Genomic DNA, 19143 nt, shown 5'->3' on the forward strand with positions numbered 1-19143 from the left:
CCGGCTCAACGACCGTCCCCGCAAGACTCTGAACTGGCTTACCCCGCAGGAAAAGATCAACATGCTACTGTCCGATGTAGAGCATGTTGCAACAACCACATGAATCCACCCCGCCTTGGGTGCGTCTGACGCACCGAAGGCCGCCTTGGGGCGCTTCAGGCCCCGGTCACCAGCACGATCGGCGAGTCACCGCACCGCCGCAACCCCGGCCCCGGTTCCGCGCCCGCCGACCACCACGCCGGGACGTCGGCCTCGCGCACCAGCGATCCCGTCGGCTGCCGGACGCTGTTCGACACGATCACCCGCCCCTGCGCGTTCAGCAATGCCGCCCCGCGGCCCAGCGAACGCAGCCGCGGCCGCACCGCCCGCTCGAACTCGCGCACGTAGACGTCCGCGCCCACCACGCCCGCGAAGGCGCCGGAACGGACCACCGGGATCGTGAACGTCAGCGTGTACTCGTCGGTGCACAGGTAGTCGACGTACGGGCCGTTGATGTGCCGCCGCCCGGTGTCGCGGGGGACCGTGAACCAGGACTGGCGGGTGTAGTCCAGGAAGTTCTCGCTCGCCGGGTCCAGGCTGATGAACAGCTGGGCCGGGGGAGATCCGGCGGTCCACCACTCGAAGCCGAACTCCGAATCGGCCAGCACCCGCGGGGCGCTGACGAAGCCCGCACCGATGATCAGCCCGCCCAGCGCCTCGGTGACCTGCGGGCGGATCCGGTGCAGTGCGGCCGCGGTGGGCGTGTCCGCCAGTACCGACTCAGCGGCCGCCAGTACGGGCTTGAGCCGCTCGAAAACCCCTTCCACCAACGCGGAAACCTGCTCGACGACCTCGTCGCCGGCCAACGTGCGGGTGTCGTTCACGGTGCTCACCTCGATGCGCGGAGTAGCGGCAGTGACTGATCCGGCCAAAAGCAGGCCGACCCCCTCGCGCGGAACGTAACCGTTGCTGCGAAGCCGTTCGGCCGTGACTGTGGCCGGATCAGTCACCATCGGCACAGTAGGGCGTGAGCAGGTCGAGGTGCACGTCCGCGAGCCGGTCGAGGGCGCCGAGGAGGTGCTCCTCGGTGAGCTTGCGGGCCAGTTCGCCGTCGGCGGTGGAAATCGCCGTGGTGATCGCCGCGTGGTCCTCGCACGAGGGTGCCGCGGACCCGAGCGGCAGCCACAGCAGCCCGCCCAGCTCGCTCTGCAGGTGGACCTCTTCGTGGGTCAGCCGCGGTGACTGCGCGGCCGCCGCGACCTCCAGGTGGAACTGCCGCTCGGCCCGGGTGAAGTCGATGCCGTGCGCCGTGCGGAGGTCGTCGGTCGCCAGCCGCAGCCGGGCGACGTCTTCGGGGGAGCTGCGCTCGGCGGCGAGCTTGGCGGCGGCCCCGGCGATCGCGAGGTAGTGGTCACCGACGTCGCGCAGGTCCGACAGGGACACCTCGCGCAACCGCGAGCGCCACTCGTCCGGGGGAGGGTTGGCCGGCGCGCGGACGAAACTGCCGCCGCTGCGACCCCGCCGCGTCTCGACCAGCCCCTGCTGCCGCAGGGCCACGAGCGCTTCCCGGACCGTCACGGTCGAGACGCCGAACTGCGCGGCCAGGTCGGCCTCGCTGGGCAGCTGTTCCCGGTCGGCGAGCAGGCCGAGGGTGATGGCGTCGACCAGCCGCGCCGCCACCGCCTCCGCCCGCCCGACCTGGCCGAGCGGCGCGAACATGGCGGATCGCGCGCTGTGCGACATGCCCTTGCGCATCGCGTGCCTCCCACCGGACTACCCGTTCGCACCAATCTTGCCCCATGCCCTTGTCCTATTACATATGGAGTCATATGTTTTAGCCCCGTCGGCACCAAAGGGAGTCATCGTGCAGGAACTCAAGCACTACGTCGGCGGCGCGTACGTCGACTCCAAGTCGGGCCGGACGGCCGAAATCGTCGACCCCGTCACCGGGCGCCCCTACTGCACCGCCCCGATCGCCGGGCCCGAGGACGTCGACAACGCGCTGCAGGTCGCCGCGACCGCGTTCGAGACCTGGCGCGCGACGACCCCCGCCCAGCGCCAGCTCGCCCTGCTCAAGCTCGCCGATGCCCTCGAGGCCCGTGCGGAGGAAGTCGTGCGCACCGAGTCGGCGAACACCGGGAAGCCGATCGCGCTCACGATGGCCGAAGAGATCCCGATGGTCCTCGACCAGGTCCGGTTCTTCGCCGGGGCCGCGCGCGTGCTCGAAGGCCGCGCCGCCGGGGAGTACCTGGAAGGCCACACGTCCTTCGTCCGCAGGGAGCCGGTCGGCGTCTGCGCGCAGGTCACCCCGTGGAACTACCCGCTGCTGATGGCCATCTGGAAGATCGCGCCCGCGCTCGCCGCCGGCAACACGGTCGTCCTCAAGCCCTCCGACACCACCCCGGCGTCGACGCTGCTGCTCGCCGAGATCGCCGGCGAGTTCCTCCCGCCCGGCGTGTTCAACGTGCTCTGCGGCGACCGCGACACCGGCCGCGCGCTGGTCGAGCACGACATCCCGGCGATGGTGTCGATCACCGGCTCGGTCCGGGCGGGCATCGAGGTCGCACGATCCGCGGCCACCGACGTCAAGCGCGTGCACCTGGAGCTCGGCGGCAAGGCGCCGGTCATCGTCTTCGGTGACGCCGACCTCGAAGCGGCCGCCGAAGCCATCGCCGTCGCGGGGTACTTCAACGCGGGCCAGGACTGCACCGCCGCCACCCGTGTGCTGGTCGCCGACGACGTGCACGACACCTTCGTCGCCGCCCTCACCCGGCAGGCCGAGCAGACCAAGACCGGCAAGCCGGACGACGAAGACGTCGCCTACGGCCCGCTCAACAACGCCGCCCAGCTCGAAAAGGTGGCCGGGTTCATCGACCGGCTGCCGGACCATGCGACCGTCCACTGTGGAGGCCACCGGGTCGGCGACGAAGGGTACTTCTACGAAGCCACCGTCGTCTCCGGGCTCTGGCAGGACGACGAGGCGATCCAGCACGAGATCTTCGGCCCGGTCATCACCGTCCAGCGGTTCTCCGACGAGACCGAGGCTTTGCAGGCCGCGAACGCGGTGCAGTACGGACTCGCGTCGTCGGTCTGGACCCGCGACCACCAGCGCGCCATGCGCGCCGCCGCGAAGCTCGACTTCGGCTGCGTCTGGATCAACACGCACATCCCCCTGGTCGCCGAGATGCCGCACGGCGGGTTCAAGAAGTCCGGCTACGGCAAGGACCTCTCCCTCTACGGCCTCGAGGACTACACACGGGTCAAGCACGTCATGAGCGCTCTGTGAGGTAGGCGATGCCCAACCAAGCACCGTCGGCGGCGCCGGAGGAGACCACCCCGGCCGAAAGCCCGCGCCCGGCGATCCGGCTTTCCGGGTTGCGCAAGCACTTCGGCGACGTCCATGCGGTCGACGGCGTCGACCTCGACATCCTGCCGGGCGAGTTCTTCTCGATGCTCGGCCCGTCCGGCTCCGGCAAGACGACGGTGCTGCGGATGATCGCCGGGTTCGAGGTGCCCACCGAAGGCACGATCGAACTCGACGGCCACGACGTCAGCCGGCTCGCGCCGTTCGAGCGGGACGTCAACACGGTGTTCCAGGACTACGCGCTGTTCCCCCACATGAGCGTGCAGCAGAACGTCGAGTACGGCCTGCGCGTCAAACGCGTCCCGAAGCAGCAACGCCGGGAGCGCGCGCTCGAAGCGCTGAAGATCGTGCGGCTGGACGACTACGGCTCGCGCAAGCCCGCGCAGCTGTCCGGCGGCCAGCGCCAGCGGGTCGCCCTGGCCCGCGCGCTGGTGAACCGGCCCAAGGTGCTGCTGCTCGACGAACCCCTGGGCGCGCTCGACCTCAAGCTGCGGCAGGCGATGCAGCTGGAGCTCAAGCAGATCCAGCGGGACGTCGGCATCACGTTCGTCTTCGTCACCCACGACCAGGACGAAGCGCTCACCATGAGCGACCGCATCGCGGTGTTCAACGACGGGAAGATCGAGCAGGTCGGGTCGCCCGAAGAGGTCTACGAGCGGCCCGCGAGCGCGTTCGTCGCCGGGTTCGTCGGGACGTCGAACCTGCTGGGCGGCCGCGGCGCCGAGAGCGTCATCGGCCGGCCGGGGCTGTTCAGCATCCGGCCGGAGAAGATCCGCATCGACGGCGACCTGTCCGAACCCGCCGCGGCCGGGCACACGAGCGCCACCGGCACGGTCACCGACGTCGTCTACGCCGGAGCCACCGTGCGGTACGCCGTCGCGCTCGACGCCGGCGGCCGGCTCTCGGTCGTCCGGCAGAACACCGACGACGCGGTTTTCGCCGACGGGCGCGTCCGGCTCAGCTGGCGGAACGAGCACAGCTTCGAGGTCCAGTAGTTCCCAGAGAGGTCGCCATGAAGAACAGGAAGACGCGGCTCGCCGGGGTTCTCGGCGCCGGCCTGCTGTTGGCTGCATGTGGCACGTCCGGTTCGAACTCCGCCACGCCGCCTGGTGCGCAGGGGTTCACGCCGCCGAAACTGGAGGCGCTGAAGGCGCTCGGGCAGCCGGAAGGTCAGCTGAACGTGCTGGCCTGGCCGGGGTACGCCGAGAACGGCTCCAACGACCCGAAGGTCGACTGGGTGACGCCGTTCGAGCAGCAGACCGGCTGCAAGGTGAACGTCAAGCCGTTCGGGACCTCCGACGAGGCCGTCACGCTGATGAAGACCGGCCAGTACGACGTCGTCTCCGCCTCCGGTGACGCGTCGCTGCGGCTCGTCGCCTCCGGTGACGCGGAGCCGGTGAACACCGCGCTGGTCCCGAACTACGCCGACGTCCAGCCGTTCCTCAAGGACAAGTCGTGGAACAGCGTCGGCGGCGTCTCCTACGGCATCCCGCACGGCTGGGGCGCGAACCTGCTGACCTGGCGCACCGACAAGGTGACGCCCGCGCCGACGTCCTGGTCGGTCATGTTCGACGCGAACTCGCCCTACAAGGGCAAGGTGATCGCCTACGACTCGCCGATCTACCTCGCCGACGCGGCCCTGTACCTGATGGCGCACCAGCCGGACCTCGGCATCAAGAACCCGTACGCCCTCGACGACAAGCAGTTCACCGCGGCGGTGAACCTGCTCAAGCAGCAACGTCCGCTGGTGAGCGAGTACTGGTCGGACTACCTCAAGGAATCGCAGGCGCTGAAGAACGGCGACGCCGTCGTCGGCACCGCCTGGCAGGTCACCGTCAACCTGACCAAGGGCGAGGGCGCGCCGCTCGAGTCCGCCGTGCCGAGCGAAGGCGCGACCGGGTGGTCGGACACCTGGATGGTCGCGGCGAAGTCGGCGCACAAGACGTGCGCGTACAAGTGGCTCGACTACATCATCAGCCCGAAGGTCAACGCCCAGGTCGCCGAGTACTTCGGCGAAGCGCCGGCGAACACCAAGGCGTGCGCGGAGATGACGGACAAGTCGCTCTGCGACACCTACCACGCCGGCGACGCGGCGTACGCGGCGAAGATCGCGTACTGGACCACGCCGATCCCGCAGTGCCTCGACGGCCGCACGGACGTCAAGTGCAAGGACTACGGCGAGTGGACGAAAGCCTGGACCGAGATCAAGGGCTGAGATGACCGCCTTCTTCTACCGGAGGCCCAAGCTGCGCCTGGGCTTCCTGCTCTCGCCGCCGCTGCTCTGGCTCGGCCTGGCCTACCTGGGCGCGCTCGCCGCCCTGTTCGTCACGGCGTTCTGGCACACCGACGCGTTCACCGGACAGGTCGTCATCGAGTGGTCGATGGACAACTTCAAGACGCTGTTCACCGACGCGGTGTACCGCACGATCACCTTCCGCACGGTCGGGATCGCGGCGCTGGTGACGGTGATCGATGCCGTCATCGCGTTCCCGATGGCCTACGCGATGGCCAAGCTCGCGTCGCCGCGGGCGCAGCGGATCCTGGTGATCGCGGTGATGACGCCGCTGTGGGCGAGCTACCTCGTGAAGGCGTATGCGTGGCGGTCGATGCTCTCCGGTAACGGCGCCCTGAGCTCGATTTCGCCCGGTTACGGCGTCACGGCGACGATCATCACGCTGTCGTACCTGTGGCTGCCGTACATGATCCTGCCGATCTACGCGGGCCTCGACCGGCTGCCGGACTCCCTGGTGGACGCCTCCGGTGACCTGGGGGCCCGCTCACTGAGGACCTTCCGCTCGGTGATCCTGCCGCTGACGTTCCCGGCGATCGTGGCGGGCTCGATCTTCACGTTCTCGCTGTCCCTGGGCGACTACATCGCGGTGAAGATCATCGGCGGCACGTCCCAGATGCTCGGCAACGTCGTCTACGACAACATCGGCGCGGCCAACAACCTGCCCTTCGCGGCGACGGTGGCGACCGTGCCGGTCGTGATCATGCTCGCGTACCTGGCCGCGGTGCGCCGCACCGGCGCCCTGGACAACCTCTAGTACTCCAGGGACACTTGTGTGCGTGACCTGGGGAAAGTCACCGTTTGCCGTGGCTGGTGGTCGTGAGTGGTAATTCGGGTTCTAACCCGAATTACCACTCACGACCAGCTGCGGCAGATCGGCAGGCCGGCGTCCAGGGTTGTCCTGGCCGGTGTCTTCGGCCGCACCGAACAAAGATCTCGCCCTGCAGTACTAGGAGTCCCTTGTGCGTACCTCCCGGGTGGTGTTGTGGACGGCGCTGGGGCTCGGCCTGGCGGTGATCTACTTCCCGTTGCTGGTGGTGCTGCTCAACTCGTTCAACGCGGACACGACGTTCGGCTGGCCGCCGCCCGACTTCACCCTCGAATGGTGGAGCCGCGCGGCGTCGAACGAAGGGGCGTTGAACGCGCTGTGGACGAGCGTGCGGGCGGGCCTGGCCGCGACGGCGATCGCGCTGGTGCTCGGCACGATGGCGGCGTTCGCCCTGCAGCGCTACCGGTTCTTCGGCCGCAACCCGGTGTCGCTGCTGCTCATCCTGCCGATCGCGCTGCCGGGGATCGTCACGGGCATCGCGCTGAACAACGCGTTCCGGACGATCCTGGGCATCGACCTCGGCCTGCTGACGGCGATCATCGCGCACGCGACGTTCTGCATCGTGGTGGTGTTCAACAACGTCGTCGCGCGGCTGCGGCGGATGGGCGGCAACCTGGAAGAGGCGTCGATGGACCTCGGCGCGACCGGCCTCACGACGTTCCGGCTGGTGACGTTCCCGATGCTGCGCTCGGCGCTGCTGGCGGGCGGGCTGCTGGCGTTCGCGCTGTCGTTCGACGAGATCATCGTGACGACGTTCACCCTCGGCACCGGCATGGAGACGCTGCCGATCTGGATCTACAACAACCTGTTCCGGCCCAACCAGGCTCCGATCGTGAACGTGGTGGCGGCGGTCCTGATCGTGGCGTCGACAGTCCCGGTGTACCTGGCGCAGCGCCTCTCGGGCGACACGGCGTCCGGCGGCCGCTTGTGACTGAATGGGGCACTTTCACGTGAAAGTGCCCCATTCAGTGCCGGAATGAGTCCGTCGCCGCGCGCAGGGCCGCCAGGACGCCCGGATCCGTCACCGCGTGCCCGGCTCCCTCGAGCAGCTTCAGCTCCGAACCGGGCCACGCCCGGTGCAGCTCGTACGCGGTGACCGGCGGGCACACCGTGTCGTAGCGGCCCTGGACGATCACGCCGGGGATGCCCGCGAGCTTGCCCGCGTCCCGGATCAGCTGCCCGTCGTCGAGCCAGGCGCCCCGGGAGAAGTAGTGGACGGCGAGCCGGGCGAACGTCAGCGCGAACGCCGGGTCGGCGTACTGGCGGACGAACGACTCCTGCGGCAGCACCGAAACCGTCGCGCCTTCCCAGGTGCTCCACGCGATCGCCGCGCGGTGGCGGACGTCCTCGGCCGGGTCGTCGAGCAGTGCGGCGTACCCGGCCAGCGGGTCCTTCCGCGATCCCTCCGGAAGGGGCGCGAGGAAGGCCTCCCATTCGCGGGGGAACAGGTGGGCCGCGCCACCGCGGTAGATCCAGTCCAGCTCGCTCTGCCGCACGGTGAACACGCCCCGCAGGATGATCTCGCTGACGCGCGAAGGGTGCGTCTCGGCGTAGGCGAGCGCGAGCGTCGCGCCCCACGAGCCGCCGAACAGCTGCCAGCGTTCGATGCCGAGGCGTTCGCGCAGCAGTTCCATGTCGGAGACCAGGTGCCACAGGGTGTTGGCGGTGAGGTCGCCGGCGTCCGGCGTCGAGTGCCCCGAGCCGCGCTGGTCGAACAGGACGATCCGGTAGGCGGCGGGGTCGAAGTGCCGCCGGGCCATCGGGGCGATCCCGCTGCCGGGGCCGCCGTGCAGCACCACGACCGGCTTCCCGGCCGGGTTGCCCGCCTCCTGGCACCGGATCCGGTGCCCGTCACCGATTTCGAGGAATCCTTCGGCCCGCGCGGGGATCGGCGGGTACAGCTCGTCCATGTCCGTCACTGTGCCGCAGTGTCCCGGCCGCCGCCCCGGCCCCCCCGCCGCCGGGGGCCGGGACGACGACCAAGAAGGTGGGGACCCGCCCCCGCCGCCGGGCTGAGCGGGTCCCCGGTCCGAGGGCGTCAGCCGCCGTGGGGAGCCGTCAGAGGTGAACAGCCGTCGGTGTGGTCACGACGGCCGGCGATCCGCACACGCATTCCCGTCCTCCTCGTCGAGGTTCGATGCTTCGTCGTGGCGGCGACGGGCTAAACGCTAAGCCACGAGTCGAACGTCAGTCAAGAACATGACTCATGTTCATGGATGTGAACACCAGCTGTGGGGACGCTGAGTACGCGCGTCCCCCTTGCCTGCGCCTAACGAAAGGACCGGTACTTTCCGGTGTCGGGATTGGTGAAAAAGGGGTACGGAATGTCCGCGGTGACCTATTTCGAGGCGATTGTCGTCGGGGCATTGCAAGGGGTGTCGGAATTGTTTCCGGTGTCCAGCCTCGGCCACAGCATCCTGCTGCCGGCCTGGCTCGGCGGCTCGTGGCAGCGGGACCTGAGCATCGGGAAGGATTCGCCGTACCTCGCGGTGCTGGTGGCGATGCACGTCGCCACCGCGATCGCGCTGGTCCTGTTCTTCCGCAAGGACTGGGTGCGGATCATCGCCGGGCTGTGGACGTCGATCCGTCACCGCGAAGTCCGCACGCCCGACCAGCGGCTCGCGTGGCTGCTGGTGCTCGCCACCATCCCGGTCGGCCTGGCCGGCCTGCTGCTGGAAAGCCTGCTGCGCGACTTCCTCGGCAAACCGGTGCCGGCGGCGATCTTCCTCACCCTCAACGGCGGCGTCCTCTACGCCGCCGAGAAGTTCTCCCGGAAGAAGCCCGCGGAAGACGCGGACACTGTGGACTTTTCGGCCGAGGACACGCTGGTCATGCGGGCGGTCTCGGTGGATGAGGCGACCGACGTCCGGCTGGCGAAGCTGCGGGTCGGCGAGGCGGTCCTGATCGGCGCCGCGCAAATCTTCGCGCTGCTGCCCGGCATCAGCCGCTCGGGCATCACGATGGTCGCCGGCCTGCGCCGCGGGCTGGGGCACGAGGACGCGGCGCGGTTCGCGTTCCTGCTCGCCACGCCGGTCATCCTCGCCGCGGGCGTGCTCAAGATGCCGACGCTGTTCGCCCCGGAAAACCAGGCTTCACTCGGCCCCGCGCTCGTCGGCAGCGTCATCGCCGGGGTCGCTTCGTACATTTCTGTCCGATTCCTCACCGGATACTTCGAAACGCGCACGCTGACCCCGTTCGCCATTTACTGCGTGGTCGCCGGAATCGGCAGCCTGATCTTCTTCGCGGTCTGAGGTGCCCCTCATCTTCAACGCTCCGGCGGTCCTGGGCGTACTCGGCTCGGGCACGCTCTACGTCCGCGCGGCCCGCCGTCGCGGCTGGCCGCCGGGCCGCACGGTGGCGTTCCTCGCCGGGCTCGCGACGATCGTGGTGATCACCTGCTCGCCGCTCGCGGTCTACGACACGACGTTCTTCTGGGTCCGCGCGGTCCAGACGGTCACGCTGCTGATGATCACGCCGCTGCTGCTCGCCCTGGGCGCACCCATCCGGCTGCTCCTGGACACGTTCCCGCGCGCGACCTGGCTGCGGCGGCACGGCCGCGGCCCGCTCGCTCGCGCCCTGACGTTCCCGCCCGTCGTCACGATCGTCCTGGTCGCGCCGGTCCTGGTGCTCTACCTGACGCCGCTCTACGACCTCACCCTGCGCTCGCCGCTCGTCGACGGCCTGGCCCGGCTGACCCTGGTGCTGGCCGGCTTCACCTACTTCTGGACGCGCCTGGGCCTCGATCCGACGCCACGCGAGGACCCGCACCTGGTGTCGGTGTGGATCGCGTTCGCCGAGGTCGTCTTCGACGGCGCGCTCGGCCTGGTGCTGTGGCTCGGACCGCTGCTCGCCCCGGCGCACTACGCGGCCGCGCACCCCGGCTGGGGGCCGGATCCGCGCACCGACCAGATCATCGGCGCGGGCGTGCTGTGGATCGGCGGCGACGTCGCGGGCCTGCCGTTCGTCGTCGCGTTGTTCGTGCGATGGGCCCGCGACGACGAACGGCGGGCGAAGCAGGTCGACGCCCAGCTGGACGCAGCCCCGGCGGCCGACGCCCTCTGGTGGGAATCCGACCCGGCCCTGGCCGAACGGTTCCGCCGCCGATGATCCCGCCCTCGACCCCCATGGGGCACTTTCACGTGAAAGTGCCCCATGGGGGAGCGGGCACTTTCACGTGAAAGTGCCCGGCCTAGTCGTGGAACGCGTGTTCTGGGGCCGGGAATTCGCCCCGGCGGACGTCCTCGGCGAACGCCGTGGCCGCGTCCTGCAGCACCGTCGCGACGTCGGCGTAGCGCTTGACGAACCGCGGTGCCTTGCCGCGCCGCAGCCCGGCCATGTCCTGCCAGACGAGCACCTGCGCGTCGCAGTCCGGGCCGGCGCCGATGCCGACCGTCGGGATCTTCAGCTCCGCCGTGACGCGCTTGGCCGCCTCGGCGGGCACCATCTCCATCACGACCGCGAACGCCCCGGCCTCCTGCAGCGCCAGCGCGTCGGCGAGCAGCACGTCCGCCGCTTCGCCGCGCCCCTGCACCCGGTAGCCGCCGAGGTTGTGTTCACTCTGCGGGGTGAAGCCGATGTGGCCCATCACCGGCACCCCGGCCGACGTCAGCGCCTCGACGTGCGCGGCGAACCGCCGCCCGCCTTCGAGCTTCACGGCGTGCGCGCGGCCCTCCTTCATGAACCGCACCGACGTCTCCAGCGCCTGCTGCGGCGAGAGCTGGTAGGAGCCGAACGGCAGGTCGGCGACCACGAGGGCCCGTTTGACCGACCGGGTGACCGCCCGGACCAGGGGCAGCAGCTCGTCGACGGTCACCGGCAGCGAGGTGTCGTAGCCGAAGACGTTGTTGGCCGCGGAGTCGCCGACGAGCAGCACGGGGATCCCGGCTTCGTCGAACAGCGCGGCGGTGTACATGTCGTACGCGGTGAGCATGGGCCACGGTTCCCCGCGTTCCTTGAGCTCGCGCAGGTGGTGGACGCGGACCTTCCGGCCCGGTGCGGGTGCCGCGGGAGCGGCGGATCCGGTGCCGTAGGGGGCGGGTTCTTCGGCGCTGGCAGACATCGTCGTCGACCGTCCTTCCCTCGAGGCCTCGGTGAGGTCCCCGGGTCGTGGAGCAGAGGCGTCTCAAAGCGTGACACGACCCCCGGACCGGTCCCCACCTCGTGCGACCAGCTTCACACCCCCGGGGACGACGGACCGTCAGCCTTCAGGTTGATGTCCGGGGACAACCAATGCGGGTTCACTTACGTCAAGAAGGTGGCATGACCCCCGATCGGCCGCGAAAGGCGACGAAACCACCCATGGGAAACCTCGCGAGCACGCGCCGTCGCCTCCCCGCGTGGAAGGCGAAGGCAGGCGGCATCGTCGCGACCGTGGTCCAGCTGGCCGCGGTGTTCTCGGTGATCCTGCTCTTCACCGGCGGCGCGCACGGCCACCTGCTCAACGGCATCGACATGGCCTTCTCCGGCCTGAGCGTGCCCACCAGCGAGAGCCTGGTCATGGTGCTGCTGCTGGTGGTCCTCGGCGGTGCTCTGCGCCGCCGCAAGAAGGCCGCGCTGTACACGCTGGTGCTGTTCCAGGTCGGTGGGCTGCTGCTCACCCTGGTCCTGCAGGCGACGCTGCTGTGGTCACCCGAACTGCTGACGCTGGGCCCCAAGCAGGTGCGGCACATCCCGGCGCAGCTGTGGGTGCTGACCATCGCCGACGTCGTCTCGATCGGGCTGATCGTCCTCCTGCTCGCGCTGCGCCCGGCCTTCCCGGCCCGGCTCGCGCCGAGCGCCTGGCGTGACGGCCTGAGCATGCTCTTCGGCGGCTTCGCCGTGGTCATCCTGGTCGGCTGGGGCCTGGCCGAGGCGTTCCCCGGCCACCTCGGCGACACGTGGGAGCGGTTCGCCTGGGTCGTCAACCACGCCACCGGCGAGAACCTCCAGCTGCGCCGGATCGGCGTCGGCGAGGGGCCCGCCTGGCTGGACTTCTTCCTCGACCTCAGCGCGACCGCGGTCGCCACGGCGGCGCTGTACCTGCTGTTCCGCGGGGTGCGCAGCCGGGCCCTGCGGACGGACTCCGACGAGCTCCGCCTGCGTCGGCTGCTCGCCGAACACGGCGAGGACGACTCCCTCGGCTACTTCGCCACCCGCCGCGACAAGAGCGTCGTCTTCGCGCCGAACGGCCGCGCCGCGGTCACCTACCGCGTCCTCGGCGGTACCAGCGTCGCCAGCGCCGACCCGGTCGGCGACCCGGAGGCCTGGCCCGACGCGGTCCGCGCGTGGCTCGACGAGACGCGCACCTACGGCTGGACCCCGGGCGTGCTCGGGGCGAGCGAACGCGGCGCGAAGGCGTACACCGGCGCGGGCCTGCGGGCCCTCGAGATCGGCGACGAAGCCGTGCTCGACGTCCGCGAGTTCAGCCTGGCCGGGCCGGAGCGGCGCTCGGTGCGCCAGGCCGTCAAGCGCATCGAGCGCGCCGGCTACACCTCGCGCGTCCGCCGCCACGGCGAGATCCCCGAAGCCGAGATGACCGAGCTGCTCGCGCGGGCCCAGGCCTGGCGCGGCGCCGAGACCGAACGCGGCTTCTCGATGGCGCTGGGCCGGCTCGGTGACCCCAGCGACGGCCGCAGCGTGATGGTCGAGGCCTATGACGCCCGAGGCGAGCTGCGCGGGCTGCTGTCCTTCGTCCCGTGGGGCCGCCGCGGGCTTTCGCTGGACCTCATGCGCCGCGACCGCGACGCCGAGAACGGCCTCAACGAGTACATGATCGCCGAGGTCGTCGCGGCCGCGCAGCACCTCGGCGCGCAGCGGATCTCGCTCAACTTCGCGATGTTCCGCGCGGTGTTCTCCGAGGGCGAGCGGATCGGCGCCGGCCCGGTGCTACGGGCCTGGCGCGGGGTACTGAGCGTCTTCTCGCGGTTCTTCCAGCTGGAGTCGCTGTACCGGTCCAACGCCAAGTACGGGCCGGACTGGGAGCCTCGGTTCCTCTGCTACTCCTCGGCCCGGCGGCTGCCGCGGGTCGGTATCGTCGCGGGCGCGCTCGAAGGGTTCGTCCCGACCGGCCGGGCGCGGTTGCTGCGGCTGGAGACGGTCGGCGAGGACTTCGTCGCGCGGGTCAGGGAGATCGAGGATTCGGCGGCGACGCCGGCCCCGAAGGCCGTGCGGCGGCCCGAGCAGGTCCGCGTCCGCATCGCCAAGCTCGACAAGCTGCGCGAGGCCGGCATCGACCCGTACCCGGTCGGGTTCCGCCGCGACGACCACATCGGGGACGTCGTGCAGAAGTTCGGCGACCTGGCCCCGGACAGCGCCACCGGGCACCGGGTCCGGATCGCCGGGCGCGTGCTGAACCTGCGCATCCTCGGCGGCCTGTGCTTCGCCCGCGTCAAGGACTTCAGCGGTGAGATCCAGCTGATGCTGGAGGCCGGCGAGCTGGACCTCACCCGCTGGCGGACCGGTGTCGACCTCGGCGACCACGTCGGCGTCAGCGGCCAGGTCGTGACGTCGAAGCGGGGCGAGCTCTCGGTGCTCGTCGACGAGTGGACGGTCACCGCGAAGTGCCTGCACCCGCTGCCCGACAAGCGCAAGGGCCTCACCGACCCGGAGACGCGGGTCCGGCAGCGCTACCTCGATCTGGCGGTCAACCCGGACTCGACGACCATGCTGCGGTTGCGGTCCACTGTGGTCCGCGCGGTGCGCGACCGGCTGCACCACGCCGACTACCTCGAGGTCGAGACGCCGATGCTGCAGACGGTGCACGGCGGCGCGAACGCCCGGCCGTTCGTCACCCACATCAACGCCTACGACATGCGGATGTACCTGCGGATCGCGCCCGAGCTGTACCTCAAGCGGCTGTGCGTGGCGGGCGTCGAGCGCGTCTTCGAGCTCAACCGCAACTTCCGCAACGAAGGCGTCGACGCGACGCACAACCCCGAGTTCACGATGCTCGAGGCGTACCAGGCGTACGCGGACTACGACACGATGAGGACGCTGACGCGCGAACTCGTCCAGCACGCGGCCGAAGCCGCGTACGGCGCCCAGGTCGTGCGGCGGCCCGATGCCGGCGGGAAGGTCGTCGAGTACGACATCTCCGGTGACTGGCCGGTCGTGCCGGTCCACGAAGCCGTTTCGGCGGTGTTCGGCGAGGAGATCGACTCCGGGACGCCGGTGGCCGAGCTGCGCCGCCTGTGCGTGGCCGCCGGGGTGCCGGTGGGGGAGGACCCGAGCCACGGCGACCTGGTGCTCAAGGCGTTCGAGCACCTTGTCGAGGGCGCGACCGTGCTGCCGACCTTCTACACCGACTACCCGACCGACGTCTCGCCGCTGACCCGCCAGCACCGGGTGGACCCCCGGCTGGCCGAGCGCTGGGACCTGATCGCGTTCGGCTCCGAGGTCGGCACGGCCTACACCGAGCTGACCGACCCGATCGAGCAGCGGCGGCGGCTCGAAGGGCAGTCGCTGCGCGCGGCCAGCGGCGACGTCGAGGCGATGGAGCTGGACGAGGACTTCCTGCTCGCTCTGGAGCACGGCATGCCGCCGACCGGCGGGCTCGGCCTGGGCGTCGACCGGCTGCTGATGATGCTGACCGGTGCGTCGATCCGCCAGACGGTCCTGTTCCCCTTCGTCCGACCGCAGGCATAACGACTCGGTGGACCTGGTCACGGCGACGGGCCGTGGCGCGCCCCGTCGCTTACGCTCTGCCTCGTGCGCACGGCTCGGATCGCCTCGGCCCTCCTGATGGGGGTGGCCGTCCTCGCGTATTCGGGCTGGCTGCTGGAGTTCTTCCTGCCCACCGGGGTCTCCCCGGTTCGGGACCCGGTCGAGGCCCTGCTGCTGACCGGGCCGCCGGTGTTCCGGGTCCTGCTCGCCGTGTCGGGCGTCGCGTTCCTGCTCGCCGGGCCCCCGCTGCACCGGCTCGGGCCGGTCCAGTGGTCGGCGCGGCTCAGTTCGATCTCGGTGAGCGCGTTCGGCGTGCTCGTGCTGCTGCAGGCCGCCTACCCCGAGCGCAGCGCCGTGCTGTCGTCGCTGCTCAGCGTCGTCCTGGTGGTCGGGGTGATCAGCCTGATCCTGTGGTGGCCGCCGGGCTGGCGCACGCTCGCGGTCGTGGGCCTGGTGCTGGTGCTGGCGACCTGGCTGGCCGTCGTGCTCGCCCGGCAGCTGGACGCCTACGAGGGCGTCGCCACGCGGGCCCAGTGGGTGGTCCGCGCGGCCCTCTACGGCATCGGCGGGACGTACGCCTTCGTCAAGCCGGCTCCGCGGCACGCGCACCGATAGCGGGATTCGCCCGAAATTGTCGGTGCCGGGTGGCACGATCGCCGCAAGTGAATCCGAGCGGAAGGATCGACATGGCGGGAAACGTGCGCCCGGTGGCCGACGAGCGTGACGGGCTCCTGAGCTTCCTGGAGCAGCAGCGGTACGTGCTCAGGTTGACGGCCTACGGGCTGACCGACGAACAGGCGAGACTCGTCCCGACGAAGAGCACGCTGTCGGTGGGCGGGCTGATCAAGCACGTCGCGAGCACCGAGGACGGCTGGATGGACACGGTGCTGCAGGTGCCGCAGAAGCCCTTCGGCGAGGCGATGGCGGAGTACGAAGACGCGCACCGCCTGCGCCCGGACGAGACGCTGGAGAGCGCGCTGGCCCGGTACGACGCGGCGGCGGCCCGCACCGCGGAGGTCATCGCGGGCATCGACGACCTCGGCCAGGCGGTCCCGGTGCCGAAGGGCGTCCCGTGGTTCCCGAAGGACGTCGAGGCGTGGTCGGTCCGCTGGGTCCTGCTGCACCTGATCCAGGAGACGGCCCGCCACGCGGGCCACGCGGACATCATCCGCGAGCACATCGACGGCGGCACGGCGTACCCCCTGATGGCAGCGGCCGAGAACTGGCCGGAGTCCCCCTGGATCAAGCCCTGGACCCCCGAGTCCCAACCCACCTGACCGGCTTCGGCTCGCGTCCCACCCGCGAGCCGACCCGTGTCGTCCCTCCAGCCACGCGTGTCGTCCCTTCCTGCACGCGTGATGCCCCTCCAGTCACGCGTGATGCCCCTCCAGTCACGCGTGATGCCTCCCCAGTCACGCGTGATGCCCCTCCGATCACACCGCGCGGGCCTCAGAACAACGTCGGCTCGTCCGCCAGCGCGCCCTCGATCACCAGCATCCGGCGTTTCGTCCCGACGCCGCCCCGCGCCGAGAACCCGCCGTCCTTCCCGCCCGCCGCCAGCACCCGGTGGCACGGCACGATGATCGGGAACGGGTTGTGCCCCATCGCCTGCCCGACGGCCTGCGCCGACCCCGGCTGCCCGAGCCGGTGGGCGATGTCGCCGTAGGTCAGCGTCCTGCCCGGCGGGATCGTCCGCGCGACCTCGTACGCGCGCCGGTTGAACTCCGGCACCCCCGCCATGTCCAGCGCCACCGAAGCCAGGTCCTGATGCACCCCGCCCAGCAACGCCACGATCCCGTCCACCGCCTCCCGCACCGGCGCCGGCGGCGGTCCTTCGACGGCGTCCGGGAACCGCCGGACCAGCCAGGCGCGGGTCCGCTCCACACTGCCCTCGGGCAGCGACGTCCCGATCACGACGTCGTCGCGCCAGGCGAGCCCGCACGCGCCGATCGCCGTGTCGAACACCGTGAACCCCGTCGTCATGCCGTCCAGCCTACGACTGAAGAGGGGTACCGCCCCGCCGCGAATGATCGCTAAGTTCGGTTTGGGCGATTTTCGAGGAGGACGCGTGCGGCGAATCATCCTGGCCACAGCGCTCATGCTGGGCCTGATCGCGACTCCAGCGGCCGCCGACCCGCTGGTCATGCCGCACGTCGTCGTCACGCACCACACCTGGTGGGCCGAGCTCGTCATCAAGAAAGCCGGCGGCACGGTCGTCGCGAGCTACCCGCAGATCGGCGTCGTCGTCGCGTACACGGCGAAGGACGACTTCGCCGCGAAGGTCCGGAAGACGCCGGGCATCGACGCCGTCGGCGCGACGCGCACCGCGAAGATCCCGAAGGAGTTCTTCGCGCCCCGCAAGGACCTCCGCTACACCGGCCCGAACTCGCCGAACTCCGGCCTGGTCCCGCCGGAGGGCACCGCCTGGGACGTCCCGGCGCTGCACCTGCCCGAAGCGCACCAGGTCACCGAAGGCAGCAAACGCACGGTCGTCGGCGTCCTCGACGTCGGCGTCGACGACACTCACCCGGAGCTGACAACAGCGTTCGACAAGAAGAACTCGGTCTCCTGCCTGTCCGGCTGGCCCGACCGCGGCCCCGGCGCCTGGCGGCCGACGCTCGACGGCCACGGCACGCACGTCGCGGGCACGATCGCCGCGGCCCGCAACGGAACCGGCGTCGTCGGCGTCGCGCCCGGCGTACGCATCGCCGCGGTGAAACTCGCCGAACTCGACGACAAGGAGACGGCCGAGAGCATGGTCTGCGGGTTCGTCTGGGCCGCCGAGCACGGGTTCGCCGTGACGAACAACAGCTACCGCTCGATCCCGTGGCGCTACAACTGCGAAGACCAGCCGGACCAGGCCGCGGCGAAGCTCGCGGTCGGCCGGGCGGTTGCCTACGCGCAACGCCGGAACGTCCTCGTCGTCGCCTCGGCCGGCAACGCCGGGATCAACCTGGACACCCGCTCGGTGGACAAGGAGAGCCCGGCCGACAGCACGCCGGTGGAGCGCCGCATCGACCCGAGCTGCACCCGGCTGCCGCACGAACTGCCCGGCGTCGTCGGCACCGGCGCGCTCGACGAAAAGCTCGTCAAAGCGACTTTCTCCAACTACTCGGCGTCCCGGATCAGTGTCGCCGCGCCCGGCGCGCGCGTCTGGTCGACCTGGCCGAACGGCGAATACCGGTCCGCGAACGGGACGTCGATGGCCGCCCCGCACGCGAGCGGCGTCGCCGCGCTGATCGCGAGCGAGCACCCGCACTGGAGCGCCGAGCGGATCAAGCGCGCCCTCTTCGCCACGGCGACGCCGCTCCCGTGTCCCGATGCCGTCTGCCGGCCGACACAAAACGGGACGACCTACTACGGCCACGGGATGGTCGATGCGGCGAGCGCCGTCGGCGCGGGATGATGGCGCTCGTGCTCGATCACCTCGTCTACGCCGGCCCTGACCTCGCCGACGCCGTCGCCCGGGTCGCCGCCCTCACCGGAGTCACGCCCGCGCCCGGCGGCCGCCACGTCGGCGTCGGCACGGCCAATCACCTCGCCGACCTCGGCGCGGGGATGTACCTGGAGGTCGTCGGCCCCGACCCGGACCAGCCGGAACCCGGAGCTCCTCGGCCGTTCGGCATCGACGACCTGACCGAGCCCGCGCTGGTCGCCTGGGCGGTCCGCACGACCGACCTCGACGCGACGGTCGCGAAAGCCCGCGCCCACGGCTTCGACCCGGGCGACCCGATGGAGATGTCCCGCGAAACCGGCGACGGCGAAACGCTGAGCTGGCGCCTGACCCCGCCGAGCGTCCCGGGCACCCTGCACCCGTTCCTCATCGACTGGGGCAGCACCTCGCACCCGACGACGCGGGACCTGCCGTCCCTGCCGCTGCTGATGGTCACCGGCACCCATCCGGACCCGGATTCGGTGCTCGCGGTGACCGACGCCCTCGGCCTGGAACTGCTGGTCCGCCGCGCGGGCAAAGCCGGCCTGACGGCGGCCCTCCGGACCCCGGAAGGCCGCCAGGTCGCGCTGAGCTAAAAAGTTCGTGAA

Annotated in this window: 17 protein-coding genes; 12 read left to right on the top strand and 5 right to left on the bottom strand. The window is 70.7% G+C overall.

What is annotated here, in order from left to right; genetic code table 11:
* Window positions 1–155: 155 nt before the first annotated feature.
* A complete protein-coding gene (locus ACLJQF_RS47970; RefSeq protein ID WP_410617305.1) occupies window positions 156–863 on the bottom strand; it encodes a cache domain-containing protein in 708 nt (235 codons plus the stop codon).
* A 118-nt stretch (window positions 864–981) separates the two neighbouring features.
* Complete coding sequence (locus ACLJQF_RS47975) at window positions 982–1734, bottom strand: FadR/GntR family transcriptional regulator (RefSeq protein ID WP_410617306.1); 753 nt, start codon at window positions 1732–1734, stop codon at window positions 982–984.
* Window positions 1735–1843: 109 nt separating this feature from the next.
* Here ACLJQF_RS47975 and ACLJQF_RS47980 point away from each other — a divergent pair, with 109 nt between their 5' ends.
* The 5 genes from ACLJQF_RS47980 (at window position 1844) to ACLJQF_RS48000 (ending at window position 7393) form a co-directional block, all read left to right on the top strand.
* Window positions 1844–3265, top strand: a complete 1422-nt coding sequence (locus ACLJQF_RS47980) for a gamma-aminobutyraldehyde dehydrogenase (RefSeq protein ID WP_410617307.1) — start codon at window positions 1844–1846, stop codon at window positions 3263–3265.
* An 8-nt stretch (window positions 3266–3273) separates the two neighbouring features.
* Window positions 3274–4338: an ABC transporter ATP-binding protein gene (locus ACLJQF_RS47985; RefSeq protein WP_410617308.1), complete on the top strand. Its 1065-nt coding sequence runs from the start codon at window positions 3274–3276 to the stop codon at window positions 4336–4338.
* Between the two features lie 17 nt (window positions 4339–4355).
* Window positions 4356–5558 (top strand): ABC transporter substrate-binding protein, encoded by a 1203-nt coding sequence (locus tag ACLJQF_RS47990; RefSeq protein ID WP_410617310.1) that lies wholly within the window; start codon window positions 4356–4358, stop codon window positions 5556–5558.
* A 1-nt stretch (window position 5559) separates the two neighbouring features.
* On the top strand, window positions 5560–6390 hold the full coding sequence (locus ACLJQF_RS47995) for an ABC transporter permease (RefSeq protein ID WP_410617311.1): 831 nt from the start codon (window positions 5560–5562) through the stop codon (window positions 6388–6390).
* Window positions 6391–6595: 205 nt separating this feature from the next.
* Window positions 6596–7393, top strand: coding sequence for an ABC transporter permease (locus ACLJQF_RS48000; RefSeq protein WP_410617312.1), 798 nt, complete (start codon window positions 6596–6598; stop codon window positions 7391–7393).
* Window positions 7394–7427: 34 nt separating this feature from the next.
* Here ACLJQF_RS48000 and pip read toward each other — a convergent pair whose 3' ends face one another.
* On the bottom strand, window positions 7428–8372 hold the full coding sequence (gene pip, locus ACLJQF_RS48005; RefSeq protein ID WP_410617313.1) for a prolyl aminopeptidase: 945 nt from the start codon (window positions 8370–8372) through the stop codon (window positions 7428–7430).
* Window positions 8373–8786: 414 nt separating this feature from the next.
* Here pip and ACLJQF_RS48010 point away from each other — a divergent pair, with 414 nt between their 5' ends.
* Together ACLJQF_RS48010 and ACLJQF_RS48015 are read left to right on the top strand one after the other, a co-directional pair.
* Window positions 8787–9713 (top strand): undecaprenyl-diphosphate phosphatase, encoded by a 927-nt coding sequence (locus ACLJQF_RS48010; protein WP_410617314.1) that lies wholly within the window; start codon window positions 8787–8789, stop codon window positions 9711–9713.
* 1 nt (window position 9714) lies between these two features.
* Entirely contained in the window at window positions 9715–10569 is an 855-nt protein-coding gene (locus ACLJQF_RS48015; RefSeq protein WP_410617316.1) for a cytochrome c oxidase assembly protein, read from the top strand.
* Between the two features lie 82 nt (window positions 10570–10651).
* Here the strand turns inward: ACLJQF_RS48015 and panB are convergent, their stop codons facing one another.
* Window positions 10652–11521, bottom strand: a complete 870-nt coding sequence (gene panB, locus ACLJQF_RS48020; protein WP_410617317.1) for a 3-methyl-2-oxobutanoate hydroxymethyltransferase — start codon at window positions 11519–11521, stop codon at window positions 10652–10654.
* 239 nt (window positions 11522–11760) lie between these two features.
* Between panB and lysX the strand changes: the two genes are divergently transcribed.
* The 3 genes from lysX (at window position 11761) to ACLJQF_RS48035 (ending at window position 16379) form a co-directional block, all read left to right on the top strand.
* Entirely contained in the window at window positions 11761–15084 is a 3324-nt protein-coding gene (lysX, locus tag ACLJQF_RS48025; protein ID WP_410617318.1) for a bifunctional lysylphosphatidylglycerol synthetase/lysine--tRNA ligase LysX, read from the top strand.
* A gap of 63 nt (window positions 15085–15147) precedes the next feature.
* Entirely contained in the window at window positions 15148–15717 is a 570-nt protein-coding gene (locus tag ACLJQF_RS48030) for a hypothetical protein (protein ID WP_410617320.1), read from the top strand.
* 71 nt (window positions 15718–15788) lie between these two features.
* Window positions 15789–16379: a DinB family protein gene (locus tag ACLJQF_RS48035; RefSeq protein ID WP_410617321.1), complete on the top strand. Its 591-nt coding sequence runs from the start codon at window positions 15789–15791 to the stop codon at window positions 16377–16379.
* 172 nt (window positions 16380–16551) lie between these two features.
* On the opposite strand, the gene ACLJQF_RS48040 is transcribed toward ACLJQF_RS48035, so the two are convergent.
* Entirely contained in the window at window positions 16552–17085 is a 534-nt protein-coding gene (locus tag ACLJQF_RS48040) for a methylated-DNA--[protein]-cysteine S-methyltransferase (protein ID WP_410617323.1), read from the bottom strand.
* 85 nt (window positions 17086–17170) lie between these two features.
* On the opposite strand from ACLJQF_RS48040, the gene ACLJQF_RS48045 reads away from it, so the two are divergent.
* Together ACLJQF_RS48045 and ACLJQF_RS48050 are read left to right on the top strand one after the other, a co-directional pair.
* Window positions 17171–18508, top strand: coding sequence for a S8 family peptidase (locus ACLJQF_RS48045; RefSeq protein ID WP_410617325.1), 1338 nt, complete (start codon window positions 17171–17173; stop codon window positions 18506–18508).
* A gap of 8 nt (window positions 18509–18516) precedes the next feature.
* The gene (locus tag ACLJQF_RS48050) at window positions 18517–19131 is read left to right on the top strand and encodes a VOC family protein (RefSeq protein WP_410617326.1); all 615 of its coding nucleotides are present in this window, start codon (window positions 18517–18519) and stop codon (window positions 19129–19131) included.
* Window positions 19132–19143 lie beyond the last annotated feature (12 nt).

The organism is Amycolatopsis sp. lyj-109 (assembly GCF_046548995.1).
GTDB lineage: Bacteria > Actinomycetota > Actinomycetes > Mycobacteriales > Pseudonocardiaceae > Amycolatopsis.